Below are 13992 nucleotides of genomic sequence, written 5' to 3'. Positions count from 1 at the left end.
GATGACGGCACCGAACATCCTGCTCATCCTGTCGGACGATCACGGGTACGCGGACCGCGGCATCCTCGGACACGATCCCGAGGTGCGCACGCCCGCGCTCGATCGGCTGGCGACGGAGGGGATCTCCTGCTCCGACGCGTACGTGGCGGCGCCGATCTGCAATCCATCACGCGCCGCGCTGATCTCCGGCGCGCACCCCGCACGGTGGGGATCGACCTGGTTCCTGGACACGCGGTTCCCCGACGAAAGGACGACGCTCGCGGAGCGGTTCCGCGAGCAGGGCTATCGCACCGGCTATTTCGGCAAGGTGCACTACGGTCAGGATGAACCCGGTGATCGCGCGTGCCCGCCAGAGCACGGTTTCGACGTGTCGTACTACGGCCTCGCCGGCCGCCAGCAGGGACGACTGCACTATCTGCGTCATACGAAGGATGCCGTCGACGAGTACGGACCCGAAGGGAACTGGCGCATGGCCGTGCAGCCCATGTTCGAGGGGCGCGACGAGGTCGAGCTGGAGGGCTTCCTGACCGCGGAGCTCGGGCGACGCACGCAGGAGTTCATCTCGGACGATGACGGTGCGCCGTTCTTCGCCATGCTCGCGTTCAACGCGGTGCACAACTTCTGCTGGCAGCTGCCGCCGGAGGAGCTGGAACGCCGCGGCCTGCCCGTACGCGATGACTGGGACCAGTCCAGCGGTGTCACGTATGCGGACTGGTACGACGGGGCGATCTCTCCCCGCCTCGAACGCGGGCGCGAGTACTACCTCGCTCAGCTCGAGTTGATGGACCGGGAGATCGGAGCGCTGCTGGATCGACTCGAGGACCGCGGCATCGCAGAGAACACGATCGTCGTGTACCTGACGGACAACGGCGGTTCGACCTGCAACTACGGGAGCAACGCGCCGCTCAGCGGCACGAAGTACACGCTCGCGGAGGGCGGAGTGCGTGTCCCGTTCCTCGTGCGCTGGCCAGCAGGGGAGTGGAGCGGCGGCGGCACTCGGGACGGCATCATCAGCTCGATGGATCTCTATCCGACGCTGTTGGCCGCGGCCGGGTACGACGTCGCCTCGCTCGACATCGACGGCGTCGATCAAGCGGATCAGCTGCGCTCCGGAGAGCGGACGAGGGACGAGCTGCACTGGGAGTGCGGCTTCCAGGCGGCCGTGCGCAACGGTGATCTCAAGCTGCGCGTCACGCACGGCGATGACCCCAATGCACGAGGGATCCGCGTGGTCGAGCACACCGACCCCGGTGACGGCGTCCAGCTCTTCGACGTCCGGAGCGATCCGTCCGAATCGCATGACCTGCTGGGTGCGCGCCCTGAAGACGCGATCCGGCTGTGGGATCTGCATGCCGCGTGGTTGGCGCAGGTCGGCCGCGGCGATCTGATCGACCGTCATGCCGAGCGCGTGCGGAGCGCACTCGCCGGGGCGACCGGGCGACCGTCGTCGTCCCCCGGCTAGGCTGTCGTCGTGTCCGTCCCCTCACCGGCCGTCGAGTACTGGCCTGGTCTTCCCGACACCGAGCGCCGGGTTCTCCTCGAGCTTCTGCTCCACGGTGAGCAGCCGCGTGTGCGCATCGCCGAGCGGCTCGGGCTGTCGCGAACGAGTCTCACCCGCGTGACACGCGGTCTGATCGACGGCGGATTGGTGCTGGAAGGGGCGCTGCACATCTCCGGATCGCGGGGGAGGCCCGCCGAGATGCTCCGGCTGCGCCCTGATGCGGCCCACTTCGCCGGTGTGAAGCTCACCGCCGACACGATGTATCTCGTCGTGACCGACCTGCAGGCGCGGGTCGTGGCCGAAGCCGAGCACCCCCTGCCCAGTCGCGAGGTGACCGATGTCGTCGACCTCATCGCCCGGTCCATTCCGCCGGTCGACGGCGGCGAGATCGTCGCGATCGGGATCGCTGTGGCCGGTGACGTCTCGGACACCAACGAGGGGGGAGGAGTTCTGCATCACTCGAACTTCCTCGGGTGGAACGCGGTCCGCCTGGCGGATCTCGTGACATCGGCGGCGCATCTGCCCGCAGCGATCGTGAACGACGTCCATGCCCTCGCCGGTGCGCATCACTGGTTCGGAACGCATGCCCGGCATTCGTCGCTGGTGGTCTACGGTGTGGGCGCGGGCATCGGTTCGGGTGTCGTCCTCGGCGGCGACCTCCACCTCGGGGCGAACGGTCGGGCCGGTCGCGTCGGACATACACGGATCGGCGGCCACGGTCGCGTGTGCCGCAACGGCCATGTCGACTGCGTGCACAGTTTCGTGACCATGCCGGCGATCGCGCACAACGCGGGAGCGGATGGATACGAGCAGGTGCTGGAGCGCGCACGCGCGGGGGATGCCCTGGCACGCGCGGCCTTCGAGGACGCCGGTCGGGCGCTGGGCGCTGCGATCGCCGAAGCTGTGAATGCGTTCGACCCGGAAGTCATCGCCGTGATGGGCGAGGGGACGGACATGCTCGAGATCGCGCCCCGGAGCGTGCGTGCCGCGCTCGCGGAGTTCCTCGAAGAGGGTTACCCGGACGAGGTCCTCATCGAACGGCCGGCCTTCGACTTCGGCCTTTACGCGCGCGGCGCGGCCGTCGCGGCGATGCGTCGCCTCCTCGTCTGACGCGGGACGCGACGAGGTTCTGCGCCGCCCTGGTTCGCGTCGGCCTTCTCTCGTCGGTATATTGTTTCATGACTTGACAAAATGGGTTCTGCGGTCGATCTGCATGCGGATCCCCGACCCGTCGAAGGGGAGAAGCGATGAAGTTCACCGATGGTTTCTGGCAGCTGAGGCCTGGTGTCACAGCGCTGTACGCGCAGGAGGCCTATGACATCTGGCAGACGGATGTCGCAGCGGACGGGCAGGGGCTGGTCGTGACCGCTCCGACCGCCGCCATCGGCAGGCGCGGTGACACGCTCAACCGGCCGGTGCTGACGGTGACGCTCTCCTCGCCGATGGAGGGGGTCATCCGGGTGCGCGTCGCACACCACGAAGGCGGCCGGTGGCACGGCGGATTCCCGCTCGCCGGGAATCGCGTGGACGCCGGCGCCACGGCATCCCTCACCGACGAGGGGGGCGTGCTCACCAGCGGCGCCCTGACCGCGCGCATCGCGCGGGGAGCCCCTTGGAACCTGTCGTTCGAGATCGACGGCCGGCGGGTGACCGGCAGCGGACACAAGGCGCAGGGTTATGTGCGCCTGGCGCCCGGCGCGCAGGTCGACCCGGGGATCGTGCTCCCCCCGCAGGCGGACGGTTCGACGGCACGGCCGAGCACCTTCGTCCATGAGCAGCTCGATCTCGGGGTGGGCGAGCTCATCCACGGTCTCGGCGAACGCTTCGGTCCGCTGGTGAAGAACGGACAATCGGTCGATGTCTGGAACGCGGATGGCGGCACGTCGAGTGAGCAGGCGTACAAGAACGTCCCCTTCTATCTCTCCAACCGCGGATACGGCGTCCTCGTCAACGACCCCGGCCATGTCTCCTACGAGATCGGATCCGAGACGGTTGAACGGGTGCAGTTCTCGGTGGCGGGGGAGGCGCTGGAGTACTTCGTGATCGCGGGGCCGAGCCCGAAGGATGTGATCACCCGCTACACCGCCCTCACCGGCCGGCCGCCCGTCGTGCCGGCGTGGTCCTACGGTCTGTGGCTCTCGACGAGCTTCACCACCGACTACGACGAGGCGACCGTGACGTCGTTCATCGATGAGATGGCGACGCGCGAGCTGCCGGTTTCGGTGTTCCACTTCGACTGCTTCTGGATGCGCGAGTTCAACTGGTGCGATTTCGAGTGGGATCCGCGCACGTTCCCTGACCCGGAGGGAATGCTGTCCCGTCTGCACGAGCGGGATCTCCGCGTGTGCGTGTGGATCAACCCCTACATCGGCCAGCGCTCGCCGCTGTTCGCGGAGGCGGCCGCGCTGGGCTACCTCGTGACCAGGCCGGACGGTTCGGTGTGGCAGTGGGACATGTGGCAGGCGGGCATGGGACTCGTCGACTTCACCAACCCGGATGCGACGGCGTGGTATCAGGAGCACCTGCGGCGGCTGATGCGGCAGGGCGTCGACTGCTTCAAGACCGACTTCGGCGAGCGGATTCCGCTCGAGGTCGACTACTTCGACGGATCGGACCCGTCGCGCATGCACAATCTCTACGCGCACCTCTACAACAAGGCGGTGCACGAGGTGCTCGTCGAGGAACGCGGAGAGGGCGAGGCGGTCCTGTTCGCGCGTTCGGCGACCGCCGGCGGCCAGACGATGCCTGTCCACTGGGGCGGCGATTCGACGTCGACGTTCCCCTCCATGGCGGAGACGCTCCGCGGCGGGCTGTCGTTGGCCATGAGCGGATTCGCGTTCTGGAGCCATGACATCGGCGGGTTCGAGGGAACCCCGGATCCGGCCGTCTTCAAGCGCTGGACCGCGTTCGGACTGCTCGGCAGCCATTCTCGCTTCCACGGCTCGAAGTCCTACCGTGTGCCGTGGGCCTTCGACGAGGAGGCCGTCGAGGTCACGCGCATCTTCACACACCTGAAGATGCGTCTCATGCCGTACCTGTTCCAGGCGGGCCTGGATGCCGCGCGTACCGGCGTGCCGCTCATGCGTCCGATGTCGTTCGAGTTCCCGGCCGACCCCGCCGTCGCCCATCTCGATCGCCAGTACATGCTGGGCGATGACCTTCTCGTCGCGCCGGTGTTCACGGAATCGGGCGAGGTGGACTTCTACCTTCCCGCCGGAACGTGGACCAGCCTGTTCACGGGCGAGAGCGTGGAAGGCGGTCGCTGGATGCGGGAGACGCACGACTTCACGACCCTGCCGCTCTACGTCCGCCCCGGCGCGGTCCTGCCGTGGGGTGCTCGGGTCGACCGGCCCGACTACGACTACCTCGACGGGCTCGCGTTGCGGGTCTTCCCGGGCGGGAGCGGTGTCGCCGAGATCACCGTGACGACGCCGGATGGCCGTGCCCAGCAGTTCACGGTCGACCGCGCCGCGGTGACGGGGTGATCCGCCGCCGGGCATGAGCCATGCGGGGCTCCGCGCCGAGTACTCTGAGCAGACACTCGACGAGGAGCGCCATGGCCCATTCTCCAGACCCTGCGCTGGCCATCCACGACGGTTCGATCATGCGCCACGGACGCCCGCACCGGGTCCTGGCCGGTGCCGTCCACTACTTCCGCGTGCATCCCGACCAGTGGGAGGACCGGTTGCGCCGCCTGGCCGCGATGGGAGCGAACACCGTCGATGCCTACGCCGCGTGGAACTTCCACGAGCGGGCGGAGGGCGATGTGCGTTTCGATGGCTGGCGCGACATCGAGAGGTTCGTGCGGATCGCCGGCGAGATCGGTCTGGATGTCTACATGCGTCCGAGCCCCTATATCTGCGCGGAGTGGTCCAACGGCGGCATCCCGTTCTGGCTGTCGGGTCGGACCAGCGCCCTGCGCACCAGCGACGCGGCCTATCTCGCCGCGGTCGACCGCTGGTACGACCAGCTGATTCCGCGGCTGGTTCCGCTGCAGGCCGCGCACGGCGGGCCGATCGTCGCCTTCCAGGTCGAGAACGAATACGGCTCGTTCGGCAGCGACGCGGAGTACCTGACTCATCTGCGTGACGGGCTGCGCAGGCGGGGAGTCGTCGAGATGCTGATGACGGCGGACGGCACGACCGCGGACATGGTCGAGCACGGCAGCGTTGCGGGTGCGATGACGACCTTCACGTTCGGATCCGGTGCGTCGAAGGCCGTCGCACTGCGTCGTCCGGATGAACCGCTGATGTGCAGCGAGCTGTGGGGTGGCTGGTTCGACCACTGGGGCGAGCGTCATCACGTCCGGTCCGCGGACAGCACAGGGAGTGTCGTCCGCGAGCTGCTCGACGCCGGCGGCTCGGTGAACATCTACATGGCACACGGCGGCACGAACTTCGGGCTGTGGAACGGTGCCAACCACGATCGCGTCCTTCAGCCGACCGTCACGAGCTACGACTCGGACGCCCCGATCGGTGAAGACGGGACGCTGAACGACAAATTCCACGTGTTGCGTGCCCTGTTCGCGCCCCTTCACAGCGGAGCGCTGCCGGAGATCCCCGCCGACCCGAGGCGGCTGCCGGCGGCATCTGCGGTGCTCAGGCCGATCGTATCGGCGCTCGATCACCTGCACGCTCTGCCGACGGTCGGCGCCCGCACTCCGCGGCCGCAGACGTTCGAGCAGCTGGGCGCGGAGGACGGGTTCGTCGTGTACGAGGCCGACGTCTCGTTCGTCGATGGCGCGACGCTCACGGTCGACGGGCTGCACGACCGCGCTGTCGTGTACCTCGACGACGAGCGGCTCGGCACTCTGGAAAGGGATGGTGCGACGTCGCTCGTCCTGCCGACGGCCCGTCGGGATGCCCGGCTCACGATCGTCGTGGAGAGCCTCGGCCGCATCAACTACGGGCCGTACACGGGCGAGGGCAAGGGCATCATGCGCGGCGTGATGATCGGGCGTCGGCTGGTCCACGGATGGCGGCACCGGATCATGCCGCAGGAGCGGCCGGACACCACGGACCGCTCCCCAGGGCGCGACGGCATCGCGGTCGCGCACTTCGGCATCGCGGAGCCGTGCGACGCGTGGCTCGCGTTCCCCGGCGGCACGAAGGGCATGGTCTGGCTGAACGGCTTCCTGCTCGGGCGTTACTGGGAGATCGGGCCGCAGGAGACGCTGTACGCCCCTGCCCCGCTCTGGCGGGCAGGCGACAACGAGATCGTCGTGTTCGACGTCGAAGGTCTCGGTGATGCGGTCGAGATCCGCGAACGCCCGTCATTCGGCGATGCCGAGGAGTTCGTCGGCTCCTGAATCCCCGCCGGAGATCAGAGCCCGTCTTGGTCATGCCAGTGCTGCTCGCAGCTGTGCACGATGAGATCTCGTGCTCAGCCCGCAACGACCTCGTCGCCCACGCGGATGACGCCGCCACGGCCGCTGTCGTCGTCGACGGCGCCGCTGACGCCGGGCAGCACGAGCAGGCGGCCGAGAGTCGGCTCCTCCTGACCGATGTGCGACGTCAGAGTTGTCAGCACCCGCGCATCGCGGATGCCGGTGTCCGGGTTCGCATGTGTGGCGAGACAGCGCACGATCGGGCCGTCGACCGAGAACCGGACGTCGCCGATGCGCACCTCGCCGATCCAGTCGAGCTCCTCCCAGGCCCCGACCCCGTCGATCACGACGTTCGAGCGGAACCGGCGGTCGTCGATGTCCTGCTCGAGCGCTTCGCCGAGGGCGGCCACGCTCGCGGTGCTGTGCACCGAGACGTAGCCGCGCGCACGATCCTGGAATCGGGAACGCGCACCGTCGCCGACCAGGACGATCGGCAGCCGCCCGGGACGCCGAAGGCGCTTCGCCTCGGCGGACTCCATGACGAACGCGGTGACCGCGTCCGACAGTTCGCGGCGCCCGGCGTCGTCCAGACCGGCGTCCACGAGGGTCGCGTCCTCGTGCAGGATCCGTACCCGCTGCGCCGCGTCGTCGTAGGACAACCGGAGCCGGGAGAGCGCGGGGAACGACTCCAGCGCAATGCCCTGCGACTTCGGCCAGTAGTCCAGCCCGTCGCGGTCGTCCGGTGTCGCGGCATCCGCGAAACGGAACGCGAGCACGCGGTCGCCGGCGACCCGGCCGTCGGGCTGGATCAGCAGCTCGTCCCGCGGTTCTGGGGTGAATCCTTTGACCGGATGACGATAGAGGGCGACGACACGGGGCATGACAGCATCCTTCCATCCCGAACGGGATGCTCGCGGGTACGACGATGACCCCGCCGCGGTGCGACGGGGTCATCGATGATCGAACTCGGGCGTTATGCCTTTTCGAGTTCGTCCTCGTCTTCGTCTGCGTACTCGTCGGCCCACTTGTCGACGTAGGCGTTCTCGTCCGAGTCGCTCGGATGACCCAGTTCGCGCTCGAGCGCGGAGTAGTTCACCGAAGGACTGTACGCCTTGAGTTCGCGGGCGATCTTGGTGTGTTTCGCCTTCTGACGGCCACGGCCCATGCGCGAGACCCCCTCACGATCTAAGCTGCGGGCGGCTGAGACCCGCGCATTCACGACACCGGCTGAAGGCCGGTAAGAGTAGCATTCAGGATAGCACGATGGCCAGAGTCACTGGCCGTTCGAGACCCGGGGAAGGGAACGATCCGCATGTCAGATGCCGGTTCCACGTCGTCCGAAGAAGTCGTCCAGAACAGCGAGCTGCAGAAGTCCGTGATCGTGGGCGTGCAGCCCGAGCAGAACCCGCGGGTGCTGCACGAGGCGATCCGCTACGCGACGCTCCTGGGCGCCCCCCTGGTCGTCGTTCACGTCGACGTCACGCGTTTCGTGACGTACGAGGACCCGGACGGCTATGTGCACTCCGCCCCGATCGACATGAACATCGAGACGGGCGCTGTGGAGTTCGAGCACGTCACCGAGGCGGCCACGAAGGCGCTCGAGGGCACGGGGCTGACCTGGACCTCCCGCCAGCTCGTGGGCGACCCGGCGCTCGCGATCAAGCAGCTCGCCGGCAAGCTCGACGCGCAGCTGATCGTCATCGGCACCCGTAAGCGGGGCATCGGCGAGTCGATCCGCGAGTTCTTCACCGGTTCGGTCGCCGCGCGCCTCGCGCACCGGCAGCATCGCTCGATCCTGGTCGTCCCGCTGGATGAGCCGGTGCCGGACGACCAGGCCGAGATCTGGACCGAGTAGAGCTCAGTCCTTCAGGGCGCGGGTCACGGCTTTGGCGGCCGTGTCCAGTGCGTCCTCGAGATCGCTGACGACGGATGCCGAGAGCACTCCGCCGCGCGCGACATGCGTGCGCAGATCGCTGCGGATGCGCGCCCGGAAGGCGTTGACCACGGCATCCGCTCGGCCGAGCTCTTCGCGGCTCGCGACGCGCGGATCGTCGGGACCTGTCGAGCGCTGACGGGACGAGGAGCCCTTGCGCTCCTCGTTCGCGGCCGCGGCGAGGTCGGCGCGGAGGCTCTTCATCGCCTCCTGCACGCTCTGGCGCACCTCGTTCGCGATCAACCGGACCGAGTCGGCCAGGTCGTCCTCGATCCCGGCGAGGTCGTCTTCGCGGGAGGCGAGCTCGGCGCGTCCGGCATCCGTGATCGCGTAGATCGTGGTGCGGCCGTCGACGGTCTTGGTGACCAGGCCCTCTTCCTCGAGCTTCGCGAGCCGCGGATAGATCGTGCCGGCGCTGGGCGTGTACGTCCCGCCGGTGCGGTCGGTCAGTGCCTGGATGATGCCGTAGCCGTGCTGCGGGGACTCAGCGAGCAGCGACAGCAGATACAGGCGCAGATCGCCGTGCGAGAAGACCGCGGGACTCATGATTCCCACTCCGCGTCGTCGGCGACGGTCCGAACGGGCTGACGCAGCACCGTGATGTCGCCGGAGACCGAGTTCGTGCGGATGTCGACGAAGCTGCCGGCGAGTTCGCCGGCCGAGCCGGTGTAGTTGGTCGGGCCGGACGAGCCGCGGTCGACGCCGTCGACCATGACGCGACCGCTCATCGAGCGCATCACGTAGTTCGCCGGGAGGGTCTCCTCGAGACGGATCGTGCTGTTGCCCGCGACGGTGTTCAGGTTGATGGTGTTGATGTTGCCCGTGGCATCCGCCCAGATCGCCCCGGAGACGGTGTCGATCGTGATCTTGCGGACGGAGCCCGTCACCGCGACGTCGCCCGAGACGCTGTTCGCGTTGACGGAGCCGGTGAGCTCGCGGATCTGCACGTCGCCCGAGACCGTGTTCACCGACAGATCGCCGGTGTGCGTGTCGACGATGATGTCGCCGGACACGGTGTTCAGCTTCGCGTCGTTCGTGAGACCCGAGATGAGTGCACCGGCGTTGACGACGCCGAGATTCAGGGCGATGCTGCGTGGCACTGCGACGCTGACCTCGGCCTTGGGCCCGCCGGATCCGAAGTTGCGGAACACCTCGAGGAAGTTGTCCCAGCCGATCTGCGGGTGGTCGATCTCGATCTGCGTGCCGTCGGATTCGACGCGCAGATCCTTGATCGTGACGCCGTGCACCTCGATGCGGATGCCGGGTTCGTCGTGCGCGACGACGTCGACCTGCCCGCCGACGAGGCCGATCTTCAGCTTGGTCGCCTGGGCGATGTCGATGACGCGTTCCTCGCCGGGGGCGATGAGCCACTTCTCGGTCATGTCTGTTCTCCTGAGTCGATGCGATATCGAGATATATCGCGTATGGAGAGAGTAACACGATATATCTCGAGTTTGTCAACAGGTTCTCTCTGAATGGGCTTGACCTTGACGTAGCGTCAACTTCTACGGTGGAGATATCGCAACGAGAGGAGGATGCCGTGGGCACACGCGATTGGTCGATCCAGGAGATCGCACGGCTGGCCGGTACGACGAGCCGGACGCTCCGTCACTACGACGACATCGGGCTGCTGACGCCGACGCGCATCGCGCACAACGGCTACCGGCACTACGACGAGCAGGCACTCGTCCGGCTGCAGCGGATCCTGCTGCTGCGCGAGCTCGGCCTCGGACTCCCGCAGATCGCCGAGGTGCTCGACGACGGCTCCCTGAGCTCGAACTCAGGTTCGCTGAGCTCGTCGAAGCGCGCCGAGGCGTCCGCCCTCGAGACGCATCTCGCGCTGCTGCGCGAGGAGCAGACCAGGCTGACGCGGCAGATCGCGTCGGTCGTATCCACCATCGACGCATTGAAAGGAGGTGAAGAACTCATGGCAGAGAACATGTTCGACGGCTTCGACCACACCCGATACAAGGAGGAGGTCGAGGACCGTTGGGGAAAGAAGGCCTACGCCGACAGCGACCGCTGGTGGCGCAGCATGACGGATGCCGAGCGGGCCGACTGGCAGCAGCTGGTGTCCGATCTCGGACGCGACTGGATCGCCGCCGCGGAGAGCGGCATCGATCCGGCATCCGACGAGGCTCAGGCGATCGCCGCCCGTCACGTCGAGTGGTTGACGGGAGTGCCCGGCACGCCGGCCGCCGTACCGGGCGGTGACGTCAAGGGCTACGTGATCGGGCTCGGCGAGATGTACGTCGCCGACCCGCGCTTCGGCGCGAACTACGCGACGAGCGACGGTGGCACCGCCGGCGCCGAGTTCGTCCGCGACGCGCTCCGCATATACGCGGAGGCGAACCTGTAGGCACGGCGAGGCGTGCGAGCGGGAGGGGAATACGCGGGACACCGCGTCAGCGCCCTTCCCGCTCGCCGTTCCACCTCGCGATGGGAATCGAGGACGTGCCGTGCGCGTCATGCCTGGTCGCGCACGGAGGCTTATGGTCGAGTCATGCGCGACAACCGCCGGGGCGCCAGGACACCGCCGGTGTTCGCCATGGCCGCGCTGAGCTACCTGCTCAACTGCGCGCTGGGCGCGGCCGTCGCCGGAAGGATCATCGATACGAGCCGGTTTCGGTGGCTGCATCATGCGCTGTTCATCGTGACCTCTGCGTCCACCGCCGTCGCGCTCAGTTCGGCGCTCTGGGGTGAACCTCGCGGATCGAGTCGTCGCGCGGCGCTGGGCCTCGCGCCCGCGGTCCTCCCGCTGGTCGCGATCCCGTTCGCCGGAACCCGTGGGCGCCGGCATCCGCTCGTGGCGCTCTCGGCCGCGCCGTTCTTCGCGGCGGGTGTCGCTCTGGCGGTCGACCCCGACAGAAGGAAGTGAGCCGCATGGAACTGCTCGACGCGATCCGCCGCCGCAAGACCACGAACGGCGCGTTCCTCCCCGACCCGGTCTCGGACGAGCATCAGAGGCTGCTCATCGAGGCGGCCGGACGCGCGCCGTCTCAGCTGAACAGTCAGCCCTGGCGCTTCGTCGTGATCGAGAGTCGTGACACGATCCGCGAGATCGCCCGCATCTCCGGCGAGAGCATGACGGAGGCGATGTCCAACGGCACCTTCTTCGAGCGGTACAAGCCGTACTTCCGCTTCAGCCAGGCCGAGATGGACGAGAAGCGCAGCGGCATGCTGTTCGACAGGCTGCCCGCGCCGCTGCGGCCGTTCACGGGCCAGGTCTTCACCAAGCGCGGGCAGACGCTCATGAATGCGCTCGGCGTGCCCAAGACGCTCGGCGCCGAGAACCGCCGACTCGTCGAGGGATCGCCGCTGCTGTTCGGTGTGATGCTCGACCGCAGCGAGTACCGGCCGGGGCAGCTGTCGTCGTTCTACTCGGTGTTCAGCATGGGGGCGGCGATGGAGAACGTCTGGCTCACCACGGTCGAACTCGGCATGGGCATCCAGTTCATCTCCTTCCCGATGGAGGTCCCCGGACGCTGGGACGAGGTCGTCAGACTGCTCCGCGTGCCGGACGACCTGGAGCTGATGGCGGTGTACCGACTCGGATACCTGCCTCCCGAACAGCGCAGGCCTGCGATCGACTGGTCCAGCAGTCAGCGCCGGCTCGCCTCGCAGTTCGTCTTCCGCGAGACGTGCGAGACGCCGCAGACCGGGTGGGATGCCGGTCCACAGGGGTGATCTCAGGCGGACGACCGGGGCAGGCGCTGCAGATCGCGCAGCGCAGGGCCCTCGATGCGAGTGCCGTCCGCGCGGAAGCGCGACGCGTGCAGCGGACAGTCCCAGGTGCATTCGGCGTCGTTCCAGTCCAGGACGCCGCCCAGGTGCGGGCACACCGCGTCGACGGCGCGGGTGACTCCGTCGACCGTCGAGATGCCGACGGGCCTGCCGCCGCGATGGGCGATCGTGCCCGTGCCTTCGGCCGGCCGCGGCACGGGGGTTCGCCGACGTTCGGCACGGAGCCACCCGCCGGCGAGGGCACGAGCCACTCGGCCGCCCTCGGCGGCGCCGCGACTGATGTCCGCCGGGACTGTGAGCCGCGTTCCGATCATCGTCATCCACGTCGGGCGTTCGCGCCGCGGCGTTCCGAGGATCTCCGATGTGATGCGCAGTGCGGCCGCCGGAGCATTCGAGAGGCCCCATTTCCCGTACCCGGTCGCGAACCGGATGCGTCCGAGCCCGCGGGGCATCCCGCCGACGAAGGGGACGAGATTGTGCGACTCGTAGTCCTGCGCCGACCACCGGTGCGTCTCCTCGGCGCCGGGGAAGTGCTCATGCGTCCAGGCGACGAGATCGTCCAGCGCTGCCGACTCGTCGCTCGACCGGCCGACGGGATGGCCGTTGCCGCCCACGACGAGCTGGGCGTCGGCAGGGCCGTCTGCCGTCGACACCGGCCGGATCGAACGCGTCGGCCCGTCGACCGAGATGAACATTCCCTGCGGTGGGGCACCTGGTAGCCGGAAGGACACGCAGTACGACCGCAGCCCGCGGGTCTTCGCGAAGTAGAGGCCGCGGTCGATGATCGGGGTGCCGGTCGCGAGCACGATGTGGCGGGCGAACAGCGGTCCGTTCCCGGTGTCCACGTGCGCAGAGCCGAGCGCATGCGCACCGGTCACGCGGATGCCCGTGTGCAACGTGCCTCCTTCGGCGACGAATTCCTGGGCGAGCCTCCGAGCCAGCCGCATCGGATCGATCGCGATCTGATCGTCCAGGGCGACAGCGCCAGCGAGAGGGAACCGGGGATCGGGCAGATCCGCGGCGGCCAGAAGCCGAGTCGGCAGCCCGGCTTCTCGCGCGGCGGCGTGCTGACGTCGCACGGCATCGAGCCCCGCGGGCGTCTGGGCGTAGGAATGGTCTGTGCGCCGGGAGAAGCTCACGCCCGTATGCTCGGCGAACGCGGTGAGCCACTCGAGGCCCGCGCGGTTGGCGTCGACGTACGCCCGGACGAGAGCCGCCGGGTGGTGCCGCCGGAGAGACGCCAGCCGCTCTCCCTGCAGCAGCGAGAGCTTCCCGGTGTTCGCGCCGGACGCCAGCTGGGCGACTTCGCCCGCATCGATCACGGCCACGTCCATCCCCGCACGGGTCAGCATGACGGCCGTCGTCAGTCCGGTCAGACCGGCCCCGACGATCACGACATCGTGGCGGTCGCCCGCGTCGAACGCGGCCGATCCGGGTGCGGGCTGGTCGACCTTCCACAGCGGCATCATGGGTTCAGCTAACGGGCAG

At 68.4% G+C, this 13992-nt stretch carries 13 protein-coding genes; 8 read left to right on the top strand and 5 right to left on the bottom strand.

Annotated elements, in window-relative coordinates:
- The first annotated feature begins 1 nt into the window (after position 1).
- The 4 genes from M2317_RS15525 to M2317_RS15510 all read left to right on the top strand — a co-directional run bounded on the left by M2317_RS15525 (position 2) and on the right by M2317_RS15510 (position 6809).
- Positions 2-1462 carry a sulfatase family protein gene (locus M2317_RS15525; RefSeq protein WP_429461960.1) on the top strand — a complete coding sequence of 487 codons (1461 nt, stop codon included), beginning with the start codon at positions 2-4 and terminating at the stop codon, positions 1460-1462.
- A gap of 9 nt (positions 1463-1471) precedes the next feature.
- Positions 1472-2611 (top strand): ROK family protein, encoded by a 1140-nt coding sequence (locus tag M2317_RS15520; RefSeq protein WP_429461685.1) that lies wholly within the window; start codon positions 1472-1474, stop codon positions 2609-2611.
- Positions 2612-2748: 137 nt separating this feature from the next.
- On the top strand, positions 2749-4986 hold the full coding sequence (gene yicI / locus M2317_RS15515) for an alpha-xylosidase (protein ID WP_429461684.1): 2238 nt from the start codon (positions 2749-2751) through the stop codon (positions 4984-4986).
- Positions 4987-5057: 71 nt separating this feature from the next.
- Positions 5058-6809: a beta-galactosidase gene (locus M2317_RS15510; protein ID WP_429461682.1), complete on the top strand. Its 1752-nt coding sequence runs from the start codon at positions 5058-5060 to the stop codon at positions 6807-6809.
- Positions 6810-6883: 74 nt separating this feature from the next.
- On the opposite strand, the gene M2317_RS15505 is transcribed toward M2317_RS15510, so the two are convergent.
- Together M2317_RS15505 and M2317_RS15500 are read right to left on the bottom strand one after the other, a co-directional pair.
- The gene (locus M2317_RS15505) at positions 6884-7708 is read right to left on the bottom strand and encodes an MOSC domain-containing protein (protein WP_429461681.1); all 825 of its coding nucleotides are present in this window, start codon (positions 7706-7708) and stop codon (positions 6884-6886) included.
- A gap of 92 nt (positions 7709-7800) precedes the next feature.
- On the bottom strand, positions 7801-7992 hold the full coding sequence (locus M2317_RS15500; protein ID WP_429461679.1) for a DUF3073 domain-containing protein: 192 nt from the start codon (positions 7990-7992) through the stop codon (positions 7801-7803).
- 147 nt (positions 7993-8139) lie between these two features.
- Here M2317_RS15500 and M2317_RS15495 point away from each other — a divergent pair, with 147 nt between their 5' ends.
- Positions 8140-8682: a universal stress protein gene (locus M2317_RS15495; RefSeq protein WP_429461678.1), complete on the top strand. Its 543-nt coding sequence runs from the start codon at positions 8140-8142 to the stop codon at positions 8680-8682.
- A 3-nt stretch (positions 8683-8685) separates the two neighbouring features.
- Here the strand turns inward: M2317_RS15495 and M2317_RS15490 are convergent, their stop codons facing one another.
- Both M2317_RS15490 and M2317_RS15485 read right to left on the bottom strand, forming a co-directional pair.
- Complete coding sequence (locus tag M2317_RS15490) at positions 8686-9306, bottom strand: PadR family transcriptional regulator (protein ID WP_429461676.1); 621 nt, start codon at positions 9304-9306, stop codon at positions 8686-8688.
- Positions 9303-10142, bottom strand: a complete 840-nt coding sequence (locus tag M2317_RS15485) for a DUF4097 family beta strand repeat-containing protein (protein ID WP_429461675.1) — start codon at positions 10140-10142, stop codon at positions 9303-9305. Before M2317_RS15485 ends, M2317_RS15490 begins: the two co-directional genes overlap by 4 nt.
- 158 nt (positions 10143-10300) lie before the next feature.
- Here M2317_RS15485 and M2317_RS15480 point away from each other — a divergent pair, with 158 nt between their 5' ends.
- The 3 genes from M2317_RS15480 to M2317_RS15470 all read left to right on the top strand — a co-directional run bounded on the left by M2317_RS15480 (position 10301) and on the right by M2317_RS15470 (position 12447).
- Complete coding sequence (locus M2317_RS15480) at positions 10301-11119, top strand: MerR family transcriptional regulator (RefSeq protein WP_429461673.1); 819 nt, start codon at positions 10301-10303, stop codon at positions 11117-11119.
- Between the two features lie 144 nt (positions 11120-11263).
- Complete coding sequence (locus tag M2317_RS15475) at positions 11264-11638, top strand: hypothetical protein (protein WP_429461672.1); 375 nt, start codon at positions 11264-11266, stop codon at positions 11636-11638.
- A gap of 5 nt (positions 11639-11643) precedes the next feature.
- Positions 11644-12447 carry a nitroreductase family protein gene (locus tag M2317_RS15470; RefSeq protein WP_429461670.1) on the top strand — a complete coding sequence of 268 codons (804 nt, stop codon included), beginning with the start codon at positions 11644-11646 and terminating at the stop codon, positions 12445-12447.
- 2 nt (positions 12448-12449) lie between these two features.
- Here the strand turns inward: M2317_RS15470 and M2317_RS15465 are convergent, their stop codons facing one another.
- Positions 12450-13973: an FAD-dependent oxidoreductase gene (locus M2317_RS15465; protein WP_429461668.1), complete on the bottom strand. Its 1524-nt coding sequence runs from the start codon at positions 13971-13973 to the stop codon at positions 12450-12452.
- Between the last annotated feature and the right edge of the window lie 19 nt (positions 13974-13992).

The organism is Microbacterium sp. ZKA21, assembly GCF_050434165.1.
Lineage (GTDB): Bacteria > Actinomycetota > Actinomycetes > Actinomycetales > Microbacteriaceae > Microbacterium.
Note: the sequence above shows the minus strand (reverse complement) of the source record. Positions and strands in the feature narration are given on the sequence as shown.